Annotated in this window: 29 protein-coding genes; 13 read left to right on the forward strand and 16 right to left on the reverse strand. The window is 65.5% G+C overall.

Annotation, left to right across the window (positions count from 1 at the left end):
• Window positions 1-10: 10 nt before the first annotated feature.
• The 8 genes from U7114_RS17150 to U7114_RS17185 all read right to left on the reverse strand — a co-directional run bounded on the left by U7114_RS17150 (window position 11) and on the right by U7114_RS17185 (window position 5,598).
• Window positions 11-1,048: a nitronate monooxygenase gene (locus tag U7114_RS17150; protein WP_323058048.1), complete on the reverse strand. Its 1,038-nt coding sequence runs from the start codon at window positions 1,046-1,048 to the stop codon at window positions 11-13.
• A 29-nt stretch (window positions 1,049-1,077) separates the two neighbouring features.
• Window positions 1,078-1,923, reverse strand: coding sequence for a type II CAAX prenyl endopeptidase Rce1 family protein (locus tag U7114_RS17155; protein WP_416235567.1), 846 nt, complete (start codon window positions 1,921-1,923; stop codon window positions 1,078-1,080).
• Window positions 1,924-2,092: 169 nt separating this feature from the next.
• Window positions 2,093-2,290: a hypothetical protein gene (locus U7114_RS17160; protein ID WP_157240975.1), complete on the reverse strand. Its 198-nt coding sequence runs from the start codon at window positions 2,288-2,290 to the stop codon at window positions 2,093-2,095.
• Between the two features lie 312 nt (window positions 2,291-2,602).
• Entirely contained in the window at window positions 2,603-3,373 is a 771-nt protein-coding gene (locus U7114_RS17165) for a GAF and ANTAR domain-containing protein (RefSeq protein ID WP_321214443.1), read from the reverse strand.
• The gene (locus tag U7114_RS17170) at window positions 3,370-3,624 is read right to left on the reverse strand and encodes a hypothetical protein (RefSeq protein WP_157240979.1); all 255 of its coding nucleotides are present in this window, start codon (window positions 3,622-3,624) and stop codon (window positions 3,370-3,372) included. The genes U7114_RS17165 and U7114_RS17170 overlap by 4 nt, the downstream gene beginning before the upstream one ends.
• Window positions 3,625-3,626: 2 nt before the next feature.
• Window positions 3,627-4,352, reverse strand: coding sequence for a GAF and ANTAR domain-containing protein (locus U7114_RS17175; RefSeq protein WP_157240981.1), 726 nt, complete (start codon window positions 4,350-4,352; stop codon window positions 3,627-3,629).
• Between the two features lie 169 nt (window positions 4,353-4,521).
• Window positions 4,522-4,869, reverse strand: a complete 348-nt coding sequence (locus U7114_RS17180; RefSeq protein ID WP_157240983.1) for a hypothetical protein — start codon at window positions 4,867-4,869, stop codon at window positions 4,522-4,524.
• 9 nt (window positions 4,870-4,878) lie between these two features.
• On the reverse strand, window positions 4,879-5,598 hold the full coding sequence (locus U7114_RS17185; RefSeq protein WP_321214442.1) for a GAF and ANTAR domain-containing protein: 720 nt from the start codon (window positions 5,596-5,598) through the stop codon (window positions 4,879-4,881).
• A gap of 167 nt (window positions 5,599-5,765) precedes the next feature.
• Here U7114_RS17185 and U7114_RS17190 point away from each other — a divergent pair, with 167 nt between their 5' ends.
• Complete coding sequence (locus tag U7114_RS17190; RefSeq protein WP_321214441.1) at window positions 5,766-6,500, forward strand: GAF and ANTAR domain-containing protein; 735 nt, start codon at window positions 5,766-5,768, stop codon at window positions 6,498-6,500.
• Between the two features lie 26 nt (window positions 6,501-6,526).
• Here the strand turns inward: U7114_RS17190 and U7114_RS17195 are convergent, their stop codons facing one another.
• Entirely contained in the window at window positions 6,527-7,258 is a 732-nt protein-coding gene (locus tag U7114_RS17195) for a hypothetical protein (RefSeq protein WP_321214440.1), read from the reverse strand.
• Between the two features lie 100 nt (window positions 7,259-7,358).
• Between U7114_RS17195 and U7114_RS17200 the strand changes: the two genes are divergently transcribed.
• The 3 genes from U7114_RS17200 to U7114_RS17210 all read left to right on the forward strand — a co-directional run bounded on the left by U7114_RS17200 (window position 7,359) and on the right by U7114_RS17210 (window position 8,956).
• Window positions 7,359-7,691: a metalloregulator ArsR/SmtB family transcription factor gene (locus U7114_RS17200; RefSeq protein ID WP_321214439.1), complete on the forward strand. Its 333-nt coding sequence runs from the start codon at window positions 7,359-7,361 to the stop codon at window positions 7,689-7,691.
• A gap of 12 nt (window positions 7,692-7,703) precedes the next feature.
• A complete protein-coding gene (locus tag U7114_RS17205) occupies window positions 7,704-8,204 on the forward strand; it encodes an SRPBCC family protein (RefSeq protein ID WP_157240993.1) in 501 nt (166 codons plus the stop codon).
• A gap of 158 nt (window positions 8,205-8,362) precedes the next feature.
• A complete protein-coding gene (locus U7114_RS17210) occupies window positions 8,363-8,956 on the forward strand; it encodes a DUF1992 domain-containing protein (RefSeq protein ID WP_323058071.1) in 594 nt (197 codons plus the stop codon).
• A 109-nt stretch (window positions 8,957-9,065) separates the two neighbouring features.
• Here the strand turns inward: U7114_RS17210 and U7114_RS17215 are convergent, their stop codons facing one another.
• Window positions 9,066-11,243: a transglycosylase domain-containing protein gene (locus U7114_RS17215; protein WP_323058049.1), complete on the reverse strand. Its 2,178-nt coding sequence runs from the start codon at window positions 11,241-11,243 to the stop codon at window positions 9,066-9,068.
• A gap of 178 nt (window positions 11,244-11,421) precedes the next feature.
• On the opposite strand from U7114_RS17215, the gene U7114_RS17220 reads away from it, so the two are divergent.
• Entirely contained in the window at window positions 11,422-12,048 is a 627-nt protein-coding gene (locus U7114_RS17220) for a PadR family transcriptional regulator (RefSeq protein ID WP_321214436.1), read from the forward strand.
• Here the strand turns inward: U7114_RS17220 and U7114_RS17225 are convergent, their stop codons facing one another.
• From U7114_RS17225 to U7114_RS17235, 3 genes are all read right to left on the reverse strand, one after another.
• Complete coding sequence (locus U7114_RS17225; RefSeq protein ID WP_323058050.1) at window positions 12,049-13,401, reverse strand: ammonium transporter; 1,353 nt, start codon at window positions 13,399-13,401, stop codon at window positions 12,049-12,051.
• Window positions 13,402-13,746: 345 nt separating this feature from the next.
• Window positions 13,747-14,541 (reverse strand): carbon-nitrogen hydrolase family protein, encoded by a 795-nt coding sequence (locus U7114_RS17230; RefSeq protein WP_323058051.1) that lies wholly within the window; start codon window positions 14,539-14,541, stop codon window positions 13,747-13,749.
• 55 nt (window positions 14,542-14,596) lie between these two features.
• Window positions 14,597-14,833 carry a DUF2630 family protein gene (locus tag U7114_RS17235; protein ID WP_321214434.1) on the reverse strand — a complete coding sequence of 79 codons (237 nt, stop codon included), beginning with the start codon at window positions 14,831-14,833 and terminating at the stop codon, window positions 14,597-14,599.
• Between the two features lie 57 nt (window positions 14,834-14,890).
• Here U7114_RS17235 and U7114_RS17240 point away from each other — a divergent pair, with 57 nt between their 5' ends.
• Window positions 14,891-15,289, forward strand: coding sequence for a hypothetical protein (locus tag U7114_RS17240; protein WP_157241000.1), 399 nt, complete (start codon window positions 14,891-14,893; stop codon window positions 15,287-15,289).
• Window positions 15,290-15,307: 18 nt separating this feature from the next.
• Here U7114_RS17240 and U7114_RS17245 read toward each other — a convergent pair whose 3' ends face one another.
• Both U7114_RS17245 and U7114_RS17250 read right to left on the reverse strand, forming a co-directional pair.
• A complete protein-coding gene (locus tag U7114_RS17245) occupies window positions 15,308-15,664 on the reverse strand; it encodes a DUF202 domain-containing protein (RefSeq protein ID WP_157241003.1) in 357 nt (118 codons plus the stop codon).
• The gene (locus tag U7114_RS17250) at window positions 15,648-16,052 is read right to left on the reverse strand and encodes a YidH family protein (protein WP_321214433.1); all 405 of its coding nucleotides are present in this window, start codon (window positions 16,050-16,052) and stop codon (window positions 15,648-15,650) included. Before U7114_RS17250 ends, U7114_RS17245 begins: the two co-directional genes overlap by 17 nt.
• Before the next feature lie 110 nt (window positions 16,053-16,162).
• On the opposite strand from U7114_RS17250, the gene U7114_RS17255 reads away from it, so the two are divergent.
• The 5 genes from U7114_RS17255 to U7114_RS17275 all read left to right on the forward strand — a co-directional run bounded on the left by U7114_RS17255 (window position 16,163) and on the right by U7114_RS17275 (window position 21,072).
• On the forward strand, window positions 16,163-17,197 hold the full coding sequence (locus U7114_RS17255; protein WP_157241006.1) for an LLM class flavin-dependent oxidoreductase: 1,035 nt from the start codon (window positions 16,163-16,165) through the stop codon (window positions 17,195-17,197).
• Window positions 17,198-17,433: 236 nt separating this feature from the next.
• Window positions 17,434-18,531 (forward strand): ferredoxin reductase, encoded by a 1,098-nt coding sequence (locus tag U7114_RS17260; RefSeq protein WP_157241007.1) that lies wholly within the window; start codon window positions 17,434-17,436, stop codon window positions 18,529-18,531.
• A 13-nt stretch (window positions 18,532-18,544) separates the two neighbouring features.
• Complete coding sequence (locus tag U7114_RS17265) at window positions 18,545-19,741, forward strand: fatty acid desaturase family protein (RefSeq protein ID WP_157241009.1); 1,197 nt, start codon at window positions 18,545-18,547, stop codon at window positions 19,739-19,741.
• Between the two features lie 151 nt (window positions 19,742-19,892).
• Window positions 19,893-20,090: a hypothetical protein gene (locus U7114_RS17270; protein ID WP_104999076.1), complete on the forward strand. Its 198-nt coding sequence runs from the start codon at window positions 19,893-19,895 to the stop codon at window positions 20,088-20,090.
• 145 nt (window positions 20,091-20,235) lie between these two features.
• Window positions 20,236-21,072: an alpha/beta fold hydrolase gene (locus U7114_RS17275; protein WP_157241012.1), complete on the forward strand. Its 837-nt coding sequence runs from the start codon at window positions 20,236-20,238 to the stop codon at window positions 21,070-21,072.
• A gap of 233 nt (window positions 21,073-21,305) precedes the next feature.
• On the opposite strand, the gene U7114_RS17280 is transcribed toward U7114_RS17275, so the two are convergent.
• Window positions 21,306-22,049, reverse strand: a complete 744-nt coding sequence (locus U7114_RS17280; protein ID WP_323058052.1) for a GAF and ANTAR domain-containing protein — start codon at window positions 22,047-22,049, stop codon at window positions 21,306-21,308.
• A 299-nt stretch (window positions 22,050-22,348) separates the two neighbouring features.
• On the opposite strand from U7114_RS17280, the gene U7114_RS17285 reads away from it, so the two are divergent.
• On the forward strand, window positions 22,349-22,942 hold the full coding sequence (locus tag U7114_RS17285) for an adenylate kinase (RefSeq protein WP_157241013.1): 594 nt from the start codon (window positions 22,349-22,351) through the stop codon (window positions 22,940-22,942).
• A gap of 57 nt (window positions 22,943-22,999) precedes the next feature.
• The gene (locus U7114_RS17290; protein ID WP_321214430.1) at window positions 23,000-23,875 is read left to right on the forward strand and encodes an NAD(P)-dependent oxidoreductase; all 876 of its coding nucleotides are present in this window, start codon (window positions 23,000-23,002) and stop codon (window positions 23,873-23,875) included.
• Window positions 23,876-23,983: the final 108 nt, after the last annotated feature.

The following is a 23,983-nucleotide window of genomic DNA, read 5'->3' on the forward strand; positions in this document are numbered from 1 at the left end:
CCCGCTCCGGTCAGGGCCGCAGGACTGCGAGGATTCTTGCCGCGGGGCCTTCGACCGTGTGCCTAAAACCCGTTCCCGCCCACAGGCTCATGGAATCCGGATCCCCGGCAGCAGCGGCCGCGGCGCGCAGGGGAGCGGTGAGGTGGTGGATCTCCGGATATCCGTAAGGGGCCTCGCCATCGTGGCGGCGCATGAATTCGTTATACAGCCCGCGGGCGTTCCGCCCCGAGAAGGACCGGGTGACCGAGGTGGTGGTGAAGCGCCCGGAGGCCAGGGCCATCCGGTGGGCTGCTTTGGTGCCGGCCTCGTCGGCGCGCAGGAAGGCTGTTCCGGCCTGGACCGCCACAGCTCCGCGGGCGAGTGCGGCCCGGGTATCGTCTCCCGTGGCGATTCCGCCGGCCGCTATCAGTGGCACCTGGAGATCCGCCAACTCCTCAAGCAGGCCGTGCAGGGATTCATCCTCAGGCCGCCTGGCGGTGTCAAAGGTGCCGCGATGTCCGCCGGCTTCGGGCCCCTGGACGCAGAGTGCATCAATGCCTGCATCAACTGCCCGGAGTGCGTCAGGCCGTGAGGTCACTGTGCCGATGACGCAGACGCCCCGCTCCTGCAGGGCGGCGACCACGGCTGGGTCCGGAAGATCGAAAGTGAAGGAGACGACGGCGGGCGCCTCCTCCAGCAGGACGTCCAACTTGGCGTCCCAATCGTCGTCGTCGTGACGCGGATCGCCGAGGGCGGCGCCCAGGCGTTCCGCCTCCGGCGCCAGGGACAGTGCGTACCGGTCCAGTGCCTGGGGACTGATCATCGAGGGCTGCGGGACGAACACGTTGACGCCGAAGGGCCCGTCGGTCAGCTGACGGGTGGTCCCGATCTCCGCCTTCACGGCTGCGGCGGTTTTGTAGCCTGCCGCAAGGAAGCCAAGTCCTCCTGCCGTACTTACCGCCGCGGCCAGTTCCGGGGTGGACGGCCCGCCTGCCATCGGCGCCTGGACCACGGGCAACAGCAGGGAAGCGACACTGAAACGGGGTGTGCTGGGGATGGAGGAATCCAAGATGTCAGGCCGCTTTCTGGCTGGGGAGTTCAGTACAGGAAAATGCTGATCCACTCGCGGTTGTGCGCGTGGATCAGCACCAGGAACAGGACAAAGTCGAACAGCAGGTGGACGCTCACAATGTAGGACAGCGACTTGGTGACCGTGAACAGCCGGGCCTGCAGCAGGGCAAACGGGAAGATGAAGAAGGGTGCCCAGGCGTGGAAGCCCAGTTCCCAGAGGAAGGACGTGAACAGCACCGCCTGCAGCAGGTTTGCCTGCCAGTCCGGGAGGTGCCGGCGCAGCAGGGTGAACGCGGTGCAGATGAAGAAGAGCTCGTCCCAGATGCCCAGCACGTTCGTCCCCAGGAAGAGCCGGATAATGCCGTCCGGGTCGCTCACTGCGGGCCAGTTGTTGTAGACGCCGGTGCGGATCATGTACACGGGCATCAGGGCATAGCCGATCACCAGGACAGCCGGCAGGTACCATTTTTCGGCGCGCGTCCACGGCGTTCCGGTCCTGATCGGGAACCGGATGGCGTGGTCCTTCGTGACGAACCTCGAGACAGAATAGGGGATGCCGACGGCCAGGATCATGGCCGTTCCCATCACCGCCATGTGCTCGGTGCTGATGTCCGTGGTGATGGGGACCAGGCTCATGGCCGTCAGCCCGACTCCGATCAGGGCAAGGTCAACCAGGAGGCGGCGGCTGATGAAGGCAGCCACGGCCAGAGCGGCTGCCAAAAGCAGGAATCCGGAAAGGCGGTCCTGCCACGCGAAGAGCAGGAAGCCCGACGCCGACACAAGGGCCGCCGGGAGCAAGGAAAGTGACGCCGCGGCCGGCTGTCCAGTGCCCGCCACAGCGGCGTCCGCTTGCGCTTGTGGTTGCTGCCTCATGGTTACCTTTGTTGCTCGGGCGGCGCTTCGGCCTGGATGCCACACAGTCTACTTGCCGCCTACCAGAGCAGGGAAAGGCCAGCGTCAACCCCTCCCGGGCGGGCGGTTAACGCAAGCGGACGACGGCGGGAGGTCCCGGCGTCGTCCGCTTGCGTCTTGGTGTGGCCGCCTAGGCGGAGGCCAGCGCCTTGCCCTCGCCGCGCAGGCTCAGGGTGAAGGTGTTGGGGCCGCTGCAGGTGACGGCGACGCGGCAGGTGGTGGTGTTGTGCCGCGCGGAAAGGTCGCTGACCGCGGAGTCAAGGGTGTGGTGGAGCGTGGACCGGTCCCAGATTTTGAGGGTCACGGAGTCATTGGCATCGAACGTCATTATTCAACTTCCATTTCTTGCGGTTGGCGGCCTGGAATCTTCATTGCCCGGGCCGTGTCCTCGTCTATGAGGACGGACTGCAGGTGGGAAAGCGCATTCCCGTACTTCAATAGTGGCGGCTGCCGAAAGGGTTGGCAACCGAATCCGGGCCGATGTGACCAAGCACACCGGCCGCCGGCGGGCTGCGGTCTTCTTTGGGTGCAGGCCCGGCCGACACCTTCCATAGTGCCCAGCCGGCAGCATCGCCCTCAACATTGTTGCGAGTGAATCTCATCACGTCCGCCGGCGCAGGCCGATGCCCGCGCCGGGGTGTTAGGCGTCGAAGTAGGTCTTGATTTCCTTCTCGCCGGAGATGGAGGCGATGACCGCCGCCGCCACCTCGCGGAGCTTGATGTTGCGCGTGCTGGAGGCCTTGGTGAGGATTTCGAACGCCGTTTCCCGGCTGCACCGGTTCTCGGCCATGACGGCTCCGACGGCCATGTCGATGATGGTGCGCGACTGCAGGGCGGTGGAGAGGTCGGCTTTCGCCTCGCTGAGCTGTGTGATGCGAAGGACCAGCCTCAGTGATCCGGCTGCCTGGCGGGCGAAGGATTCCACGGTGGAGATGTCTTCAGCCGAAAAACCGTGGCTGCGGTTGGAGTAGAGGTTCAGGACGGCCTCTGCATCGCCGGCCAAATCCAGCGGCACGGCAAGGATGGAGGCAACGCCTTGCGCCTGGGCCACTTTCATGTACGGCGCCCAGCGGTGCTCGCCAGCCAGGTCGGGGACCAGCAGCGGACTTTTCGTGCGCAGGGCAGTAAGGCACGGGCCTTCACCGAATCCGTTCTGCAGTTCGTCCAGGGCCCGCGCCTCGGCGTCACTGCTTGCCACGGCCTTGGGCCTTTTGTGGCGGATCACGGTGACGCCGGCGTGGACCGTGCTGCCTGGCGTGGACAGCCGGTCAGCGGCAACCACGGCAAGGTCGGTGAGGAAGCCGGCGATGTCCTGGCTGTCCAGGACCAGTTCCTGCAGCCTCGTGTCCATACCGGGGGGTTCGTGGCTTCCCGTGCCGGAGCTGCCGGTGAAGTGTTCCGGGTTTGTCATGGCGGCTCCTCCTCGTCCATCATCTCCATCATTGCTGTGTCAATCAGGTGTACTTGCGCGGCCGGTATGTCCAGGGCGTCGTGGAGGTAGGCGTCAAGCGACACTTCATCGAGGTCGCCGCCGATGCCGTAATAGTAAATCCAGAGCTTTTCCAAGGGCAGGTCTGTGGTCCGGTAACGCCGGGCAGCCCCCTTGCGTTCCTGGGCTGCCCGATCCGGCAGTTCGGGCCCGTCGGCCCCGAAGGGATACATCCCTACACTCGGTCATTGGGGAGTGCAGGGAGCTCGGCTCCTCGCACGATGTTCTGGGCGATCACGTGGATTTTGCGGTTGCTGGATTTCGCCGCCAGGCGGAGGATCTCCAGGGCGCCGTCCCGCCCGCCCCTGTGCTGGAGCATGATGAGGGACACGGCCGCATCCACAGTTGCCCTGGATTTGAGGGCCGCCCTGAGGTGCTCAGGGTGGACGTCCGCCCCATGAAGGCGCAGCGCGATGCGGAGGACCCTGGACATGGATGCTGCATGCTGCTCCAGGAGGACCACGGTGCCCTCATTGAATGCACTGGTCGTCCCTGCGTAGCAGTTAAGGCTCGCCCGTGATGACGCGTCTGTGGAAATGGGGACAGCAAGGACGGACCGGACGCCCTCCTGGGCTGCCGCCTCGGCATAGGCGCTCCAGCGCTCGTCGCCCGCCAGGTCCGGAACCCACACGAGGCGCTGGAGCCGGGCTGCGGTGAGGCAGGGGCCCTCGCCGAACGAATACTGGGTTTCGTCCAGCCGCCGGCCCTCTTCGCTGCTGCTGGCAACTGTTGACAATCCGCCGTCCCGCTCCAGTGTGATGGTGCACGTGACTTGACCGTCGGCACCCGCCATGGATGCGGAAAGGGTGGCCAGTCCCAGGAGGAATTCAGGGAAACCCGGACTTTCGAGCAGCAGGTCCTGCATCTGGTCTGAAGCGGTGAGCGTGCTTTCCTTGGCCATCAGGCCTCGATCCCTGGGTGCACCAGAAGCCCGTCCTCTGGTTGGCGGCCGCTGCTCTCTACGCTGGCTGGCCCGAGTGTTCAACCTCCGGAGCGTTTCTGTCCCGAAGATCTCCTACTACTGACATTACGCCCCTGCGGGAGCTATTGATACGCGGCGGCCGATGGGGCTACTCGTCCCGGTCCGGTTGCCGGCTGGTGCTGTCTTCGGTGCCTGGCTGCCCCTCGCCTGCCGAGTCGGGAACGCCGGAAGCGGGGCCGCTGTCGAAGTCGTCAGAGTAGGGCGCCCGTGGCCGCGGGAGATCGTCAATCAGTTCGTTTGCCGCCAGCGCCAACAGGTCGCGCTGGACCGGGGGCAGGGAAAGGAGCCCCTGAAGATAGGCTTCCACCTCATATTCCCCTGCGTCTCCCGACAGGCTGAAGTATTTCAGCCACAGCTCTGACACCGGGATATCCGCTGCCTTCATGGCTGCCCGGAGCCGGCGCCGCTGTTCCGGTTCGTTGGGATCAAAGCCCATTTGCAGGTCCTAGGCTCCGGGAGGCAGCGTCCCGGCGAGGACGCGTTCGCTGACGTGCTGCAATGCTGTGTTCTCGCTGCGGGCCAATTTCATCAGCTGCTGCAGGGCAGCTTCATTGGTCAGGCCGGATCGCTCCATCAGCACTCCGCAGGCGCGGTTCACCAGGTCCCGCGTGTAGAGGGATGCCTGCAGGCCCTCGGTCATTCGGTGCGGGGCCTCGCTGGCCTGGATGTGGGCAAGCAACGTGGCCGCGGGGGCCGCGAAGAGCTGGAGCAGGGCCGCGCTGGATGCGTCATAGACGCCGGGGGCGGCGGCGTACAACTTCAATGCGCCGAGGGATTCACGGCCGGCGATCAGGGGAGCGCTGACCACTGACGCTATGGGCAGCCCCCTGACGGCTTTCCGCCACTCGGGCCATCGGGACTCACCTTCCAGGTCCCTGACCAGCACGGGTTCCTCTGCCGCCCACGCGGTCAGGCAGGGTCCTTCCCCGCACTCGTACTGGATGGCATCCGCCTGGCTCACAATCCCGTCGGTATAGCCGCTGCTGGTGCGGCGCCCGCGGGCGTCCATGAGCGAGACGCCGGCCCCTATGGTGCCGGCAACCGACTCCTTGGCGGCCTGGGCCAGGAGCCGGACAGCCGTAGTGGCCTTTTCCTCCGTCAGCAGCAGCCCTTGAATCCGAGCAACGACAGTGCTGAGCTCGTCAAGGGGAAGTCGCTGCGCCATACTCTCAGCATAGAGCCAAGCCCCGGAGGTCTTCCCTTCCCGTATCAGGCATGTCCCGTGGCCGGGCGAGCCCCACCTTCAGCTGTGGTCCGCGGCCTGGGGTTTCCGAGGGGAGGACAGGCGGAATGCCCGCTGCCCGACAGCAGGCGGGACAGTAAGATGGGCCCATGTCGAGTTCACCGGATAGAGAACAGATCGAAGAGCTTCAGAGCATCCTGGTGGGCGCAGAAAACGTTGTTGAGTTCCTCACCGGACTCGCCGGCCTGGCTGCAGCATCTGTCTCTGACGTTGCGGGGGACCACGTTGAATGTGCAGTCACCCTCAAACTGCGGCGAAAGCCCACTACCGTGGCCGGCAGCAGCCAGCGCGCAGTCGAACTGGACCAGGTTGAGCAGGCCGTGGGGGACGGTCCGTGCATCAAAGCGCTGCGGGAGATGTCCCCGGTGATCGTGGACGATGTTGCCACGGACTCCCGGTGGCCGGAGCTGACCCGACAGCTGGCGGAAGCAAACGTCCGCAGTTCCCTGGGCGTGCCGCTGGAGATCAGCGACGAGGCCAGCGTTGCCTTGAATTTCTTTGCGTCGAAGCCGGGCATGTTCACGGCCAATGTCTACGAAAAGGCCCTGGGCTTCGCTGCAGCGGCGCACAACACGCTCCACCTCTCGGTCCGCCTCGATACTGCGCAAAGCCGGGCGGACAACCTGGAAGCGGCCATGCAAAGCAGGACCGCGATCAATCTGGCTTGCGGAGTCATCATGGCCCAGAACCGGTGTTCCCAGGCAGAAGCGATGGACATCCTCACCAAAGTCTCCAGCAACCGCAACAGGAAGCTGCGGGACGTCGCAGCGGAACTCATTGAACAACTAAGCGGCGACAGCGTCCAGACGCACTTCGACGCTTAAGGGCTGCCCGGCAGCCTGCCGTCCCGCTACTCAGCCGCACGCAGGACGGAGACGCTGCAGCCTGTCCCGGACCTGCGGACGTCCCAGCAGGTGCCCCTGCCCAGCACCTCAAAGCCGTCATTCTCCGGTGCCGCCAGGACCAGGGCGGTGTCCTCATCGATCGCTACAGCCCTGTCCACCAGGCCTCCGGCCACGGCACCCACGGCCCGGCTGAGCGTGCCCGCCTGGGCCGCATGCACATCCACGGCGAACGGGGCCAGGCCCAGTCCGTCCCGGATCTCGACTTCCGCCAGGCCCTCCGAGCATTCCCCGCCGCAGACTTCGATGCCGTGAATCAGATGACCCCCTATCAGTGCCCTGCGGGGCGCCACCATGGCCCCCGCGGAAAAGCCGAGGTACGGCGTACCGGCGCCAACCACCCGTGAGATGGCGGCCGCCGCGGCGCTGAGCCCATCCCAGTAGGCCGGCGTCAGCCCGCCGCCCACCACCACGCCGTGGACGCCGTCGAATACGGCCGGATCCGCCGGATACGCCGAACTGAGCAGGACCGGCACCAGCTCAACCGGTGCGCGGGCGAGGAGTGGTTCCGCGTACTCCGGCAGGGCTTCCCCAGGGTTCCCGCTGCGGTGGTGTAGCGCCAGGGCAATCCGGACGGGACCTTCCCCGCCGCTGTGTTCCCGGACGTCACGGACGAAGCGGTCGAACAACTCGGGGAAGGCTGCAGGGTCGGGACCGGCGCCCGCCAGGAGGATGCTCATGGCCTTCAAGATACCCGGATGCAGGGGCTTTGCGGTGCAAAGTGAACGGGGTCCCGGCTTCCATTGACACCGGGGTCCCGCGGGGTTATCGTACAACCAAATGGTTGTAGATCAGCTCAGTGATGCGGACGTCGATCGCCTGTTCCAGGCGCTGGCGGACGCCACCCGGCGGGACATTGTCCGCCGCGTAACAGCCGGGGAGTATTCCGTCTCCGGCCTTGCTGCCCTCTACGACATGAGCTTCGCCGCCGTCCAGAAGCATGTGGCGGTGCTGGAGCGCGCGTCCCTGGTCACCAAGGAAAAGCGCGGAAGGGAGCAGATTGTGCGGGGTAACCATGAAGGCCTGCAAAAAGCCCGGCGGCTGCTCGATGAGTACGAGGCGATCTGGCGGCAGCGCGTCGACCGGATCGCGGACATTCTGGCTGAAGGATAGGAAGGTTGCGCAATGCCTGTTATCAGTTCCACTAAGAATCTCGAGGCCCTCAGCCTCACGCTCGTGGCGGAGTTCGACGCCGGCGTCGAGCGCGTCTGGCAGATCTGGGAAGACCCGCGCCAGCTGGAGCGCTGGTGGGGTCCGCCCAACTATCCGGCCACGTTTGACCGGTTCGACTTCCAGCCCGGCGGGAAGGCCGGGTATTACATGACCACCCCGGAAGGCGAGAAGCCCCGAGGCTGGTGGAAATTCAGGACCATCGAGCCGCCGCGGAAGCTCGAATTCGATGACGGCTTCGCTGACGAAACCGGAGCGCCCTTGGATGCCATGGGCAGTGCCCATGCCGCTGTTGACCTGGAGGACATCGGCGGCCGCACCCGCATGACCATCATGTCTATCTTCGATTCCGAAGAACAGATGGAAGAGATGGTCAAGATGGGCATGGAGGAGGGCATGAAGGAGGCTTTGGGCCAGATCGACGCGATCCTGGCCGAGCATGCCAACGCCGGCTAAGCCTCGCGGCACTCGGGAGAGCGTACGACGGCGGGACGTTCCGGCGTCGTACGCTTTCCTTTGTTCACGGGCTGGCTGCGCCCGGCAGGCGTTGAACAGGGCGAAAAGCTTCTGAATACTGGAAGGAAGCAGCATTCCCAGGCGAGGCGGTGGCAGCGGTGAGCGGCGGTGCGAAGGATATCCGGAGGCGCCTGGAGCGCGCCGCTGAGGTCCGGTCCTACCGCGGAGCCGGAATCAGCGCCGAGGAAGAAGCCGCGCTCGACGCCCTCGAAGCGCAGGAACGCGAGAAGCGCAAGAAAGTGAGCGACGCCGCCCGGGCGGAATACCTGGTCCGCGATGCCATGGCCCAGGGCAAATTCGACAACCTCAAATACGCGCGCAAACCGATTCCGGGGCTGGGGGAGCGGTACGATCCCGACTGGTGGGTCAAAGGGCTCATCCAGCGGGAGAACCTCAGCGGGCTCGGCCCCGCCGCGATCCTGCTCCGTACCGAGGATGCGGAGCTTGATGCCCGGCTGGATGCCCAGTACACCGAGCAGCAGGTACGGGACATCCTGCAGGACTTCAACCGGCGGGTCATCGATGCCCGGCGCCAGCTCCAGGGTGGCCCGCCGGTGGTCACCAAGACCCGTGACGTGGACGAAGCGGTGGCGCGGTGGCGCGAACGCCGTGCCGCCCGTCCCGTAGAGGCGCCGCCGGAACCGGAACCGCGGCACTCGTGGTGGCAGCGGCTGTGGAAGGGGACCGGCTAGCGGCTTGCTTCTTCCCGGTCCGCCGCGCCGCCGCTGCCGGGCACAGCATGGCGCATTCCGGACGGCGGGAGGCGCCGTCGTCGTAATTCCCACGCGAATAGCCCGGTGCTTACGGCCGCGGGCTCGGCGAGGGGCTCGGGCCAATCATCGATGGCGGAGGAGGCGGGAACGGGCCGGCGGGATAGAGCGGCACCACGTTAAGCATGTAGTAGGCCCATTGGGGTCCGGCGATCATGTAGCCGTCAAGGCGGGGGTAGAAGGTTCCGTTGATGGTGACGTTCTGCCCGGCTCGCTTCTGCCCCTCAAGTGCGTCACCGAAGAAGGACGCGGTGGCCAGGCCGGTGGTGTAGCCGACGATCCACGTGGACCCGTTGGTGTTCGAGGTGCCCGTCTTGGCCGCCACAGGGAACTTGTCATGGGTTTTGGGGTTAATCCAGACGCCCGAGCCCTTCTTAAGCACGTCCTGCAACACACTGTTGACGCCGCGGGCCACGTCCGGCTTCACTGCGTCCCGGCACTCGACCGTCTGGGCAGGCAGGTTACCGCCGGTTGCGTCCTTGACGTCCGCCAGCGCAATCGGTGTGCAATAGCGGCCGTCGTTGGCAAAAGTGGCAAAGGCATTGGCCAGATGAAGGGGAGCAACTCCGATCGCGCCCAGGAGGTTGCCCAGCTGGTGCATGTTGATCGGGGTCCCGTCGAGTCCGCTGTGGAGGCCCACAGCGTCCACCATCTTCTGGATGCCACAGAAATCCAGCTGTGCGGCTGTCGCAAACGTGGCAGTGTTGATCGAGTTGTAGAGCCCGTAATTGATGGGCATCTTCCGGTAGAAGCCCTCCTCGGCGTTCTGCAAGTCATCAGCGGCGCCCAGCTCCGGGTTATTCTGGGCGGTGCTGTAGGCGCCGAGCACCTTTCCGCAACTGGACCTCCAAGGGAATCCCAGCGGATACACGCGCCGGGACGCGTCCACTTCCGCTGTCAGCGACTTGCCCTCGTTGAGCCACTCGGCAAAGGTGAACGGCTTCATGGTGGACCCGGGCTGGAAACCGCCGGCTCCGTTCAGGTCGTTCCCCTGCGGATCCTTGGCGTCCACGTTGAAGTTCAGTTGCGTGTCGAACTTCCCCGGTTCGGGAAGGAACACGGTGTTCTGGGCCATGGCCAGGATCTTGCCGGTACCGGGCTGTACCGTCACCAGTGCCGCACCCCACCGGTCCGGATTGGGCCCGGCCGTACCGTCCACCTGCGCCTGGGCGGCAGCCTGGAGCCTGCTGTCCAGGGTAGTGACGATGGTGAGGCCCCCACGGTACAGCTTCCTCTGCCGTTCCATCAGGCTCGCCCCGTAGGCAGGGTTGTTCAGGATGAGATGCGAGATGTAGTCGCAGAAATAGGGCGCCATCGAGGCGTTGGCGCAACCTTGCCGCTCCGGACTGATTTTAAGTTCAATGGGCGTAGCCACGGCTTCGTCGTGCTGGGCCTGGGTGATCATGCCTTGGCGGAGCATCTCCGAGAGCACCTGGTTCCGGCGCACAATCGACTTGTCAGGGTTGACCGCCGGGTTGTAGAACGTCGGGCTGTTGACCAGTCCGGCCAGCAGGGCTGCCTGCGGAAGGCTGAGGTCCTTGGCGGTGGTGCTGAAGAAGTAGTGCGAGGCTGCCTCGATGCCGTAGGCGTCGCTGTTGAAGAACACAATGTTCAGGTATCCCTCGAGGATCTGCTCCTTGGTGAACTTCTTCTCCAGCGCAATGGCCAGTTTCATCTCGCGCAGCTTGTCGCCGACGTTCTTTTGCCCGCTCAGGATTACTTCATCCGGCCTGTCCTCCGAGAGGCGGGCCTCATTTATCACGTTGGTGACATATTGCTGCGTGATGGTGGAGGCGCCCTGCTGGCTGCCTTTGGTCAGGTTCGATACCAAGGCCCGCACGATCCCTTGGGGATCAATGCCGGCATGCTCGTAGAACCTGCTGTCCTCAATTGCGACGATGGCACCCCTGATGTAGGGCGACATCTGGTCCAGGGGGATCCTGACGCGGTTCTCCGCATAGAAGATGGCGATCGGCTGGCCGTCGGAGGTGAGGACCTTGGTGGATTGCGACGGCGGCTGGACTGTCAGTTCTTCCGGCAGGCTGTCGAAAAAGCCAATGGAGTTGCTGACGCCGAGGCCAGCGGCCGCCACGGCCGGAACCACCAGGCTGGCGGCCAGGACGCCGCACAGGGCACTCGTTGCCAGGAACCCGAGGAACCTCCCCAAGGCAAGGCTGAAACCGCGCCCGCGCTTCCTCTTCGTCGCCATTCTTCAGCCCTCAAGCCTAGGGGGTGCCAAAAGACTACGCCGGTGGGAGGGGGCGATCCACACCTCGGAGATCAGGATTTGGTCACACTTGAACCCTTGACCGGTCGATAGATAGCGACATATCGTTAACTATCGCTGATAAATCCAGCGAAGACTACGGAAGCAAGAGGAGGATGGCATGAAAGGCATTCCTGAAGGAAGGTTTCCAGGGCCGGAATTCGGCAGGGGACGGTTTGAGCGCGGGCTGGGCCGGAGGGGGCCGCACGGGCACCGGGGTGGCGGGTTTGGCCCCGGCTTTGGACCAGGCTTCGGCCCGGGATTCGGGCCGGGATTTGGCTCTGGCTTCGGTCCGGGGCTGGGCCGAAGCCCGCGAAGGGCCAGCAGGGGCGATGTCCGTGCCGCCATCCTCTCGCTCCTGGCGGAAGCGCCCTCGAACGGTTACGGATTGATCAAGACGATCGCCGAAAAGACGGGGGGAGCGTGGCGGCCCAGCCCCGGGTCCATTTATCCAACCCTTCAGCAACTCGTTGACGAGGACCTGATCTCAGCGCTCAGTGAGGGCCGCGGGACGGAGTTCACCCTAACCGACGCGGGCCGGGCCTACGTAGCCGAGCATGCAGAGGACATGGAAAACGCCTGGAACGCCGGGCAGGACAGTCCGGATCGGGACTTCCACCAGAGCATCGGGAAGCTGATGGGCGCCATTCACCAGTTCCGCAGCGGGGTTACCGAGGAACAGCGCGCCGCCGCTATGGAAAAGATGGATGAGACCCGCCGGGCGCTGTACAAGATCCTGGCTGACTGATCAGGCGAAAGAGTCTTCCTTGCGGTGCTGTGCAGCCGCGCCGGACTCCGCGTCGGCGGACATGCCAGCGGCGGACGCTGCGGCAGGGAAAGGGGATGCGGTGTGCGGCAGCGGATTGAAGCCCGCTCCTATCTCCCCGAACGCATAGGCGCTCTCGGCATGTTCGGCCAGGTCCACACCCGCAGTTTCCGCCTCGTGGCTGACCCGGAAGCCGATGGCCTTGTTGATGGCACGGCCAATGACAAGGGTTCCGACGCCGGAAAGCAGCAGGGTGATCACGACGGCCGCGGTCTGCGCGATGAGCTGCTGGACGCCGCCGCCGTAGAAGAGGCCGCCGCCAAGGCCGTCTGCGGGGAGGGCGATGAAGCCCAGCGCGAGGGTTCCGATGAGCCCGGCGCCGAGGTGGACGCCCACCACGTCCAGGGAGTCATCCAGGCCGAACCGGTACTTGAGGTCCACGAAGACCGCGCAGGCAGCTCCCGCCACCAGGCCCAGGCCCACGGCAGCCAGCGGGCTGATGTTGGCGCAGGACGGCGTGATGGCCACAAGCCCGGCCACCACGCCGGACGCCGCGCCGAGGGAGGTGGGGTGGCCGTGGCGGAGCTTCTCCGTCACCAGCCAGCTCAGCATGGCCGCGGCGGGAGCAACCAGCGTGTTCACCCAGATGAGGCCGGCCTGTTCCGCCGTTGTTGCGGCGCCGCCGTTGAAGCCGAACCAGCCAAACCACAGGATGGCGGCGCCCAGCATGATGAAGGGGACGTTGTGCGGGCGGTGGTTGGGGTCTTTCGCGAACCCGTGGCGCTGTCCCACGATCAGGGCCAGGACCAAGGCGGCCGTTCCGGAGCTGATCTCCACCACGGCGCCGCCGGCGAAGTCGATGACCTGGCCGAACACGGCGGTGACTGCGCCGCCGGCGCTCATCAGCCCGCCGCCCCACACCATGTAGGCGAGCGGGCAGTACACAACTGTGATCCATACGGGGACGAACAGGGCCCAGGCGCCGAACTTGGCGCGGTCCGCAATGGCGCCACTGATCAGGGCAACGGTGATGATGGCGAAGGTGGCGCTGTATCCGGCCTTGATCAGGTCGGGGGAACCCATGAGGTTCTGCAGGCCGAAGTTGGCGAACGGGTTGCCGAAGAGGCCCAGCACGCCGTCGCCCGTTGTCATGGAGTAGCCCCACAGGACCCAGACAACCCCGACGATCCCGGCGGAGATGAAGCTCATCATGATCATGTTCAGCGCGGCCTTGGCCCGCGTCATGCCGCCATAGAAAAGGCCAAGCCCGGGCGTCATCAGCAGTACCATCGCGGCTGAAATCATCAGCCAGACATGTTGGGCAGAAATCTCCACCTGCGGGTCCCTTCGCGTTGCGCCTCGAAGCGGGGCACTCTTCCAGGCCCTCGCATTTCCCCCGCAGTCCATCTTTCGCGTTTTGTGTTTCGGGAAATGCGCCTCAAAGTTGCGTCCGCGTTACAGAAACGGCCGGTGTGTGAAGTCCCCGTGTCCGTAATGTTTCGGCTGTGTAAACAGCCGCCATCCGGAAGGGGGCGGGGTCGCCGCGTTTTGCTCCGAAGGCCGCGCGCTAAAAGGGCGGGCCGGATGCGGAAGGTGAGAAGCGCCGTCGCACGCTGGACATGGGGAGATTACGGCGCGGTGAACGGAAGCTCACCGCACCGGCGCGCTGAAAAGCCCCGCTTAGAAGTGACGGGCGTTGGCCAACACCGGAAGCTTGCTGCGCACATCGTCCACCAGGGACGGGTCGATATCGACGACGGCGAGTTCCGGCTTTCCGCCCAGAGTTGCCACGGCGGTGCCGAAGGGAGTGATTACGGCGCTGTGGCCGATGCCCGTGGGGGCTGTGCCTGCAGGGCCGGCGCCTATGGTTTCGGGATCGCCCTGGCCGCAGGCAACCACGAAGGTGGTGCTGTCCAAGGCCCGTGCCCGCACCAGGAGGTCCCACTGCTCCGCCTTGCCCTCGCCGGCGCCCCACGACGCGCACACGATGTTGACCTGTGCTCCCCGGCGGGCGTTGGCGGTGAAAAGGGCGGGAAAGCGGACGTCGTAGCAGGTGGCAAGTCCGAACACCGTGCCATTAAGTTCAAAGGTCACCGGAGCCTGGCCCGCGTCCACTGTCCTGGATTCGGCGAAACCGAAGGCGTCGAAGAGGTGCACCTTGTCGTATGAAGTGTCCAGCCCGGGGCCGGTGACCAGGAGGGTGTTGCGGACCCGGCCGTCCTTTCCGGGGGTGAACATCCCGGCCACGATCGCTATGCCCAGTTCCCTGGAAATGGCCCGGACTTCCCCGGCCCACGGGCCGTCCAGCGGTTCAGCGACATCTCGGAGGGAATGGCCAAAGGCGCGCATGGCGGCCTCGGGGAACACCACCAGCTCGGCGCCGGCGGCCTTGGCCTGTGCAGCGTAGTCCCGGATCAGCTCCAGGTTGGCTGCGGGGTCAGCGCTGCTGATGATCTGCGCGACTGCAAGGCGCATGGAACTCCAATCTCTTCACGGCGGGGAGCGGCACGGGTGCAACGATGCCGTGCAGCTACTGCTTGTAGCCCTCGACTTCGTTGACCGGACGGACTTCGGCGTCATTGGGGTCCTCGCCGGAACCGGCTTTGGCCCTGCGCTGGCGCAACAGGTCCCAGCATTGGTCCAGGCTTTCTTCCACCTGCTTCAGCCGCGCCTTGTCCGGCATCTGGCCGTCTCCGGAGGCCTCGCGAAGGGAGTGCTCCTCTTCCACAAGGGACCGGATGCGCGTGAGGAGATCTTCATCGTTCATGTCTACCCCTTAGGCCGGAACGGTTTTCCCCCAGCGTACGCCTGTACCATCGGAATCATGCCCACTGTGCTTGATATGGCAGGTCCAATCCTCGAGATGCTCACCTGGTTGTGCCTGCCCGCAGGGCTCGGATTGCTCTTCTATACCGGGTTCCTCCGCCGCTTCGTTCATCCCTGGGCAGTAGCCGAGGCCGTGGTGTATTCCGACACCACAGGGGTGGGCTTTCGGTGGTTCGACCGCAAATACCAGGTGCACCACGCGCCCATGTCGCCCCATGACATCAGGGACCTGGCGGTGGGCGACACCCTCCCCATCTACTATCACCCCAAGCGCCCCACCCAGTGGCAGACCACGGCGCCGGAAGAAGCAGGGAGGACAGCATCCGTGCTGGGCCGCTGCCTCACCGCCATCGGCGCTGTGGCCTTGCTTGCCGGCTTTGTCCTGCCGATGTTCTAGGGGTCCTGCGCCGCAGCTTCAGCCGGCAAGGACAACGCCAATGCCCAGGCAGCCCAAGGCGACCCCTGCGAAAGCCGTCCAAAGCACCGCGGTGATGTCGGCGTCGAGCCTTTCCCTGGAGAGTCCCCGGGACCGGACACGGTACCGGCGGCGTTGGGTCAGGTAGATGGCCAGCGCTGCGGCGGATGAGACGGCGAACAGCATCAGGATGGGGAGTCCGTGCTGCGGGAGCCAGCGCAGGAAGATGGCGCTGACCGTCACCAGGGCCAGCATGGTCCGGCCCCAGGCGAGCGAGGTCCGCTCCGGCTGCAGGCCCGGGTCGCCATGGCCGCCGGCGGTGCGGGACGCCGCCACCTGGTCAGCGCCAGAGGACAAAGATGAGGACGACGGCGGCCGCCAGCGCGCCTGCCCCGGCCAACAGCGGGACAACGAGCGGCAGCGGAAGCGGCGCGTTGTTCCGCATGCTGCGCTCCACCCGAAGCCACCGCACGGCTGATCCCGCACTCAGCAGCATTCCCAGCAGGAGCAGCAGCACCGCCAAACCCTTGCGGACCGGTTCCAGGAAGAGGCCGGCGGTGAATGCCTCGATGGCGATCCCTCCGGCCAGCAGTGCGAGCGACGTGCGGATCCATGCAAGGAAGGTGCGTTCGTTGGCGAGGGTGAACCGCGGGTCAGGTTCTTCTCCGCCCGGCAACAGGCGCTCGGCGATTTTCCCGCGCGACGGCGGGACGGAAGCGCTGGCGGGCTGGTCGCTGTTGGTCACGCTGCCAGTCTAGCCACGCCGCCGGGCTTCACTGGGCGGCAGCACGGAATAGGCCCAGGGCAGTCCGGACCGTCGGGAATGCCCGCGGTGTCCGTGCAGTTGGGGCAGGTATGGAGCGCATCGGATTTCTTTCCTTCGGCCACTGGGGTCCCGGACAGGGCTCCCGCACCAGGACCGCCGGCGACGCCCTCCTCCAGGCCATTGACCTTTCGGTGGCCGCGGAAGAGCTTGGGCTGGACGGGGCGTTCTTCCGCGTGCACCACTTCGCCCGGCAGCAGGCCTCGCCGTTCCCGCTGCTTTCCGCGATAGCCGCCCGGACCAGCAGGATCGAGATCGGTACCGGCGTCATTGACATGCGGTACGAAACCCCCCTCTACATGGCCGAGGAGGCCGCAGCCACAGACCTGATCAGCGGCGGCAGGCTTCAGCTCGGCATCAGCCGTGGTTCACCCGAGCCCGCCCGCCAGGGTGCGGCAGCTTTCGGGCACGTGCCCGAAGCTGGGGAGACCGACGCCGACATGGCCCGCCGGCACACCGCCCTCTTCCGTAAGGCAATCACCGGCGCCGGTGTGGCGGAAGCGGACCCGCGGTATGCAGGCGGAACCAGGGGACTGCTGCCCGTCCAGCCCCAGTCGCCGGGGCTCGCGGAGCGCATTTGGTGGGGAGCCGGAACCAGGAAGACGGCGGTCTGGGCCGCGGATCTCGGCATGAACCTGATGAGTTCCACCCTGCTCACTGAAGATACCGGTGTTCCCTTCCACGAACTGCAGGCCGAGCAGATCCAGCTGTTCAGGGATGCCTGGGCCGCAGCAGGCCATGCCCGCCGGCCGCGGGTTTCGGTGAGCCGCAGTGTCCTCCCCATCGTGGACGCCGAGGACAACATGTACTTTGCCGGCAGCGCCCTGCGCGACAGCCGGGACCAGGTGGGAATCATCGACGGGCTTACTGCCAGGTTCGGGAAAAGCTATGCAGGCGCACCGGACGTCCTGGCGGAGCAGTTGGCTGCCGACACCGCGGTGCAGGCCGCGGACACCCTCCTGCTCACTGTCCCCAACCAGCTGGGCGTGGACTTCAACGCCAAGCTTTTGGGCAACGTCGCCCGGTATATCGCACCGGCACTTGGCTGGCAGGCGGCACGCCCCTGACCCGTAGCTGCCGGCCGTAACCTTGCCGTCTTCCCCGTAAATATCCGCCTGCCCACGCGCGGTGAGGGTAAACTAAGTATGCTTAGTGAAGACTGGGGAACCTTCTGCACACCGCAGCCGTTAGACTTATAGTGCGGCTTTGGGGGCTTAGCGCCCTCATTATTACAGCGTGACTGCGGAACGGTCATATAACGAAGAGAGAGAAATATGGCCCGCGCCGTTTTAGGCTTTACCCTATGATCCGGCTACGTCAGCTGGCCCAGGCGGCCTCTGTCCTCACCACGCCCTTGGCGCCGGAGGATATCCTCGCGCTGTTCAACCCCGTCTATTCTGCCCGGCAGCTTCGCGGCGTGGTTACGCGCGTGGTCCAGGAGACCGCGCAGTCCGCCACGATCTTTTTCCGGCCCGGCCGCGGTTGGCACTCCCACCTGGCAGGCCAGTGGGCGCGCATCGGCGTCGAACTCGATGGCGTCCGCCACTGGCGGTCCTACTCCCTGAGCGCCCCGGCAGGCAAGGACCCGGCTATCACCGTCACGGACGTCGGCGCAGTCTCCGGCACGCTGGTGCGCACCACCCGGCCGGGCGACGTCCTGTTCCTTGCCCCGCCGCAGGGCGACTTCGTGCTTCCCGAGCACCCCCGGCCCCTGCTGATGGTCACGGCGGGCAGCGGCATCACTCCGGTGATGTCCATGATCCGCACCCTTGTTCCCCGGCGTCCGGATGCCGACGTCGTGCTGGTCCATTCGGCCCGCACGCCCGGGGACAGCCTGTTCCGCGAGGAACTTGCCGAACTCGCGGACCAGTTCCCCAACTTCCGGCTGGCCCACTGGTACACCGGCGAACAAGGCCGGATGGACCTCACCAACACCGACCAGCTGGACGAGATCTGCCCGGACTGGAAGGAACGCGCGGCGTATGCCTGCGGTCCGGACAGCTTCCTGGACGACGCCGAAGCCCTCTGGAAGCGGGCGGCGCTGACTACCGCAGCTCCGGGCTCGGACGTCGCGGTGGCCGGTGACCCCGGGAACCTCATGATTGAACGGTTCAACACCACGTTCAATGCCGGCGTGGGGCACGACGGCGGCCTGGTCACCTTTGAAGCGTCTGATCGGGAAGTGGAAGCCGACGGCGACACCCCCATTCTGGACGTCGGTGAGGACGCCGGCGTGCTGATGCCCAGCGGTTGCCGGATGGGCATTTGCCACAGCTGCCTCACACCCCTCCTGGCCGGACAGGTCCGCGACCTCCGCACCGGGGAAATCCATGGCGAGCCCGGCCAATTGATCCAAACGTGTGTCTCGGCAGCCGCCGGACCCGTCAACCTCGAAATCTGAGGAGCACAACGGTATGTCTGTAGTTACACCCAGCAAAACCACCGCCGGAGATGCCTCCAACCAGGAGAAACCTGCGGCGGGAAGCAGGACGCGCCCCGGGAAGCTGGCCGAATCCGGCAGCCCCACGGTGCGGCCGCCGGCCGCCGCCCACCTGAGTGATGAACAAGTGGCGGAACTCGGGCGCGAACTGGACGCCATCCGCGACGAGATCCTGGCCAAGCGCGGGGCGTCGGACGCCGCCTACATCCGCCGCGTGATCAAGATCCAGCGCGGCCTGGAGATTTCGGGCCGTGCCGCGCTGCTGGTCAGCAAGAACAAGGCAGCCTGGGTCACCGGCACCACGCTGCTGAGCCTGGCCAAGATCCTGGAAAACATGGAGATCGGGCACAACGTCCTGCACGGCCAGTGGGACTGGATGCGGGACCCGGACATCCACTCCACCACCTGGGAATGGGACTTCGTCACGCCGTCGCGCTCCTGGCAGCACACCCACAACGACCTCCACCACCGCTGGACCAACGTGGTGGGCAAGGACAACGACGTCGGATACAACCTCCTGCGCATGGACGAGAACCAGCCGTGGAAGCCCTTCAACCTGGGCAACCCGCTGTACAACGCGATCCTGGCTCCCCTTTTCGAGTGGGGCATCGCCATCTATGACCTTGAGCTGACCGAGTACCAGGAAGGCAAGAAGTCCAAGGAAGCGCTGCTCAAGGACCTCAAGGCCCTTGGCAAGAAGGTTGTCACCCAGTTCACCAAGGACTATGCCGCAACCCCCGCGGTGGCCATGCTGACCGGCTCCGGCAAGCAGGCGCTCTACGGAACCCTGACAGCCAATGCCGTCCGCAACGTCTGGGCCCACGCGGTCATCTTCTGCGGCCACTTCCCCGAAGGCACTGACACCTTCACGGAGGAAATGGCCGAAGGCGAAACCCGCGGCGACTGGTACATCCGCCAGATGATCGGCTCCGCCAACATCTCCGGGTCAAAGTTCATGCACATCATGACCGGTAACCTCTCGCACCAGATCGAGCACCACCTCTTCCCGGACCTGCCTTCCAACCGGTACGCCGAGGTGGCGCCCAAGGTCCGTGAAATCTGCCAGCGCTACGGTCTGAACTACACCACCGGACCGCTGCTGAAGCAGGTTGGCTCAACCTGGGGCAAGATCTTCAGGCTGGCCCTGCCCGGCAAGGCCGCCAAGGCCTGACCCGACACCTTTGCAATGCATCGACATGCACCTCCGGTTCCGGATCATCCTGGAACCGGGGGTGCATTTGTGTTTCCCCGTGCTCTCGCATTTTTCGAGGTCAACGGCGCATAATTGACCCACACCCGCCGCCGTGGCCAATGGAGGACTCATGCGGATTGTCGGAGCACTGATTGTCATCTGGCTGATCATCGGCGGCGTTGCTGCCTGGCAGCGGGGCTACTTCGGGGGAGCGCCCGGAAACTGCGCAGAGGCGGGCACCATTGCCATCACCATTGCCGCCGGCCCGTTGAACTACATGGGAGCCAACCCCCAGATCAACTGCGAGCTTCCGCAACCTTCCCAGTAAGCGGTAGCGTAACGGGACCTGGCACCAGCCGGGCCTCACGGTTGGGCTGTACTGGATGGCGGACCGTCCTAGAGTGGGTATTGCGCGGGCATTGCACTGCGGCCCGCTCCGCATCGATCCCACAGTCTCGAAAGGACCCGCCGCGATGGCTTTCATCACCGTTGGAACCGAAAACAGCACTGACATCGAGCTTTACTACGAAGACCACGGCTCCGGCCAGCCCGTCGTGCTGATCCACGGCTACCCCCTGGACGGCTCCTCCTGGGAGAAGCAGGCCGCTGCCCTGCTGGGCGCCGGGTACCGTGTCATCACCTATGACCGCCGCGGCTTTGGGAAATCGAGCAAGACCACCGAGGGCTACGACTACGACACGTTCGCGGCGGACCTCAACACCGTACTGACAACCCTGGACCTGAATGACGCCGTCCTGGTGGGCTTCTCCATGGGCACCGGCGAGGTGGCCCGATACCTGGGCACCTACGGCTCCGCCCGGGTGGCACGGGCAGCCTTCCTTGGTTCCCTTCAGCCCTTCCTGCTCAAGACCGGGGACAACCCCGACGGCGTTCCACAGGAGGTCTTCGACGGGCTGAAGGAATCCGTCACGGCTGACCGGTACGCCTTCTTCACCGGCTTCTTCAAGAACTTCTACAACAGTGACACGTTCCTCGGTACGCCCCGACTAAGCCAGGAAGCCGTCAATGCCAGCTGGAACCTTGCGGCCAGCGCCGGAGCAACGGCATCTGTCGCTGCCCAGCCCACCTGGCTCACCGATTTCCGCGCGGATATCCCGAAGATCGACGTTCCGGCACTCATCCTCCACGGCACGGCGGACAACATCCTGCCCATCGACTCCACCGGCCGGCTGTTCGCCAAGGCCCTGCCCAGCGCTGAATACGTGGAGGTTGAAGGTGCCCCGCACGGCCTTCTGTGGACACACGCCGCCGAAGTCAACGAAGCGCTGCTGCGTTTCCTCGCCAAGTAAGGCGCACACGGGAAACTTCCGGCGACGGCGGGAGTCCGCCGTCGCCGGAAGTTTCCCGGGTGCGCCGTACTTGGCGAGGAAACGCCGCAGCGCTTCGTTGACTTCGGCGGCGGGGGTCCGCCGTCGCCGGAAGTGCGAGACCGTTGGGTGAAAAGCCGCGTTAAGTGAGAGAGCGTCGGGCCGGGGAGCGTCGCCGAGCCAGGCGCTGACTGTTGCCGTGCCGCCTGTGAAAGCTATCCGTCGTAATGGGTCCGTGCAGGCCCCTGCCCCAGCGAATTGACCACAACGGCGGCCACGTCATGCAGCTTTGAATTGCGGGTGCTCGACGCCGTCTTCAGGATCTCGAAGGCGTCGTGCTGGCTGCACCGGTTCTGGGCCATGATGATGCCCACGGCCATGTCGATGACGGTGCGTGATTCCAGGGTGGCGCGGAGGTTCGCCGCGGTCTCGCTGTAATGGGCAAAGCGGACCGCAAGCCGCAGGGCAAGGGACGTCTGGCCCACGAAGTCCTCGGCGAACTCAAGGATGCGTGACTCAAAGCGGCGCGGCCGGGGCGAGTACAGCAGCAGCGCCGCCTTTGTTTCGCCCTCCAGCCGGAAGGGCAGGGCAAGGACGGAACGGACGCCCTGGGCCAGGACGGCAGAAGAGTATTCAGGCCAGCGGCCGTCATGCTGCGCGTCCGGAACGCTGATGGTCTCCCGGGTGGTGGAAGCTGCCAGGCTGGGCGTCTCGCTGAACTCGTACTCAAGCTGCGCGATGGCCTTCGCCTCCGGGCTGCTGCTGGCCACCGTTGCGGCCTTGCGCTGCCGCAGCAGGGTGATGGCGCACATGATTTCGTCGCCGGGCTCGGAAAGGTTGCGTGCCGACACCTGTGCCAGTTCATTAAGGAAGTCCTCAACGTCAGGGCTGCTGAGGACCAGTTCATGCAGGTGCTCGGTTATGGATGTATCGGGTTTTGCTGTTGACTCGCTGGCCACGGTTTTTTGGTGCCATTCGCTCAGGACAACCCGGCGCCTTCGAGCATCCCGCCGCAATGCCGGCAGGTTATGAAGGTCGCTGGATCGAAGAACTCTCCAACGGCCTGCTGCTAAACCGATATCCAGAAGTATATACATCCTCCGGCTGGGGGCGGCGTCACTTTGACACGCGTGAAGGCGGGGTTCTCTGGCGCCTGCCGGGAAGTTACCGCAGAATGAAGCAGGCGCCGGTGCCCCGGCGGCAGGGCCCCGAAGCGGCGGCCGGCACGCCCCTACGGGGCAGGAAGTGGGACAGGAACATGACCAGGCTGCTCATCATCGGCCCGCCGGGTTCCGGCAAAGGCACACAGGCGGAACAGTTGGCACGGCACTTCGGCGTCCCGGCAGTCTCCACCGGAGAAATCTTCCGAAGCAACGTCAGCCAGGAGACGGAGCTGGGAAACCAGGCTGCCAGCTACCTCGACGGCGGCGATTTTGTCCCGGACCACCTCACCAACGCGCTGGTCAAGGACCGCCTCCTGGAGAGCGACCTGCAGGCGGGGTTCCTGCTGGACGGCTATCCGCGTACAGCCCCCCAGGTGACGGAGCTGGACAACATGCTCGCCTCGCAGGGGTACGCCCTGGACGCGGTCATCGAATTGTCCGCCCCGGACGCCGTGCTGGAAGAACGGATGCGGCGGCGCGCGGCGGACCAGGGGCGCACGGACGACACCGTGGAGGTGTTCCGGCGCCGCCTGGACCTCTATCACCGCGAGACGCATGAAGTAGTCTCGGTCTACGCCGGTCGCGGAATCCTCGTGTCCGTGAACGGCAGCGGGGATCCCGGTGAGATTACCGGACTGGCGATCGCCGCCGTCGAGAAGTTCCTTGGAACGCCGCGCCGCGGCAACTGACCCCCGACCGACCTGGCGGCTAACCTGGCGCAAAGCCACAAACATGAAGGAAACCTGATGAGAATTGCGGTAACCGGCGGTAGCGGAAAACTCGGGCGGCACGTGGTCCGCAGGCTCACGGAGGACGGCCACCAGGTCCTCAACCTGGACCGTGAGGGCAGCCGCAGCCCCGGCCTGGTGGTGGTGGACCTGAGGAACTACGGCCAGGTCCTGGATGTCCTGCTGGGGCTGGATGACAGGCACGAAGGTTTCGACGCCGTGGTGCACCTTGGCGCCATCCCTGCCCCGGGCATCATTCCTGACGCCGCCACGTTCGAGAACAACATGCTTTCCACCTACAACGTGTTCCAGGCGGCACGCAGGGCCGGCATCAAGAAGGTGGTGTACGCCTCCAGCGAGACCGTGCTGGGACTGCCGTTCGACGTCGACCCGCCGTACATTCCGGTGGATGAGGAATACCCCGCCCGGCCTGAAAGCACCTACTCCCTGGTGAAGCACCTGGAGGAGCAGATGGCGGTGGAGCTGACCCGCTGGGATCCGGAGCTGAGCATTGTGGGGCTGCGGTTTTCCAACGTCATGGACGTGGCGGACTACGAGAGGTTTCCTTCCTTCGACTCGGACGCGACACTCCGGAAATGGAACCTCTGGGGATACATCGACGGCCGGGACGGTGCCCAGGCGGTGGCCCGGGCACTGGAGAACGGGAAGCCGGGATTCGAGGCCTTCATCATCGCCAACGCGGACACTGTCATGAGCCGCTCAAGTGCAAGCCTTGCCGCGGAAGTTTTCCCGGGGGTCAGGGTGGTCAAGGACCTGGGCGAACACGAGACCATGCTGTCCATCGACAAGGCGCGGCGGCTGCTGGGATTCGAGCCGGAACACACGTGGCGGACGCACGTTTCCCCCAGTGTCGGCGGTGCCAAAACCGGCTGAACCGGCCCGGGCTCAGGAATCGCCAAGGGTTGCCGAAGGATCCCGCAAGGACCACGTCGCGGTGCGTTGCGGGCTCCTATTCTTTTGGTAGGGCGGGGACACAAACCC

This window comes from Pseudarthrobacter sp. C1 (assembly GCF_034720455.1).
In the GTDB taxonomy this organism is placed as follows: Bacteria; Actinomycetota; Actinomycetes; order Actinomycetales; family Micrococcaceae; genus Arthrobacter.

Bases quoted from the DNA above. Each gene is read 5' to 3' on its own strand.
- U7114_RS17270 (WP_104999076.1), top strand. From the start codon at position 19,893: ATGCGGATTGTCGGAGCACTGATTGTCATCTGGCTGATCATCGGCGGC.
- U7114_RS17205 (WP_157240993.1), top strand. From the start codon at position 7,704: ATGCCTGTTATCAGTTCCACTAAGAATCTCGAGGCCCTCAGCCTCACG.
- U7114_RS17235 (WP_321214434.1), bottom strand. From the start codon at position 14,833: ATGAACGATGAAGATCTCCTCACGCGCATCCGGTCCCTTGTGGAAGAG.
- U7114_RS17255 (WP_157241006.1), top strand. From the start codon at position 16,163: ATGGAGCGCATCGGATTTCTTTCCTTCGGCCACTGGGGTCCCGGACAG.
- U7114_RS17220 (WP_321214436.1), top strand. From the start codon at position 11,422: ATGAAAGGCATTCCTGAAGGAAGGTTTCCAGGGCCGGAATTCGGCAGG.
- U7114_RS17180 (WP_157240983.1), bottom strand. From the start codon at position 4,869: ATGGGCTTTGATCCCAACGAACCGGAACAGCGGCGCCGGCTCCGGGCA.
- U7114_RS17230 (WP_323058051.1), bottom strand. From the start codon at position 14,541: ATGCGCCTTGCAGTCGCGCAGATCATCAGCAGCGCTGACCCCGCAGCC.
- U7114_RS17290 (WP_321214430.1), top strand. From the start codon at position 23,000: ATGAGAATTGCGGTAACCGGCGGTAGCGGAAAACTCGGGCGGCACGTG.
- U7114_RS17165 (WP_321214443.1), bottom strand. From the start codon at position 3,373: ATGACAAACCCGGAACACTTCACCGGCAGCTCCGGCACGGGAAGCCAC.
- U7114_RS17170 (WP_157240979.1), bottom strand. From the start codon at position 3,624: ATGTATCCCTTCGGGGCCGACGGGCCCGAACTGCCGGATCGGGCAGCC.
- U7114_RS17200 (WP_321214439.1), top strand. From the start codon at position 7,359: ATGGTTGTAGATCAGCTCAGTGATGCGGACGTCGATCGCCTGTTCCAG.
- U7114_RS17215 (WP_323058049.1), bottom strand. From the start codon at position 11,243: ATGGCGACGAAGAGGAAGCGCGGGCGCGGTTTCAGCCTTGCCTTGGGG.
- U7114_RS17155 (WP_416235567.1), bottom strand. From the start codon at position 1,923: ATGAGGCAGCAACCACAAGCGCAAGCGGACGCCGCTGTGGCGGGCACT.
- U7114_RS17240 (WP_157241000.1), top strand. From the start codon at position 14,891: ATGCCCACTGTGCTTGATATGGCAGGTCCAATCCTCGAGATGCTCACC.
- U7114_RS17190 (WP_321214441.1), top strand. From the start codon at position 5,766: ATGTCGAGTTCACCGGATAGAGAACAGATCGAAGAGCTTCAGAGCATC.
- U7114_RS17265 (WP_157241009.1), top strand. From the start codon at position 18,545: ATGTCTGTAGTTACACCCAGCAAAACCACCGCCGGAGATGCCTCCAAC.
- U7114_RS17160 (WP_157240975.1), bottom strand. From the start codon at position 2,290: ATGACGTTCGATGCCAATGACTCCGTGACCCTCAAAATCTGGGACCGG.
- U7114_RS17275 (WP_157241012.1), top strand. From the start codon at position 20,236: ATGGCTTTCATCACCGTTGGAACCGAAAACAGCACTGACATCGAGCTT.
- U7114_RS17175 (WP_157240981.1), bottom strand. From the start codon at position 4,352: ATGGCCAAGGAAAGCACGCTCACCGCTTCAGACCAGATGCAGGACCTG.
- U7114_RS17185 (WP_321214442.1), bottom strand. From the start codon at position 5,598: ATGGCGCAGCGACTTCCCCTTGACGAGCTCAGCACTGTCGTTGCTCGG.
- U7114_RS17260 (WP_157241007.1), top strand. From the start codon at position 17,434: ATGATCCGGCTACGTCAGCTGGCCCAGGCGGCCTCTGTCCTCACCACG.
- U7114_RS17195 (WP_321214440.1), bottom strand. From the start codon at position 7,258: ATGAGCATCCTCCTGGCGGGCGCCGGTCCCGACCCTGCAGCCTTCCCC.
- U7114_RS17285 (WP_157241013.1), top strand. From the start codon at position 22,349: ATGACCAGGCTGCTCATCATCGGCCCGCCGGGTTCCGGCAAAGGCACA.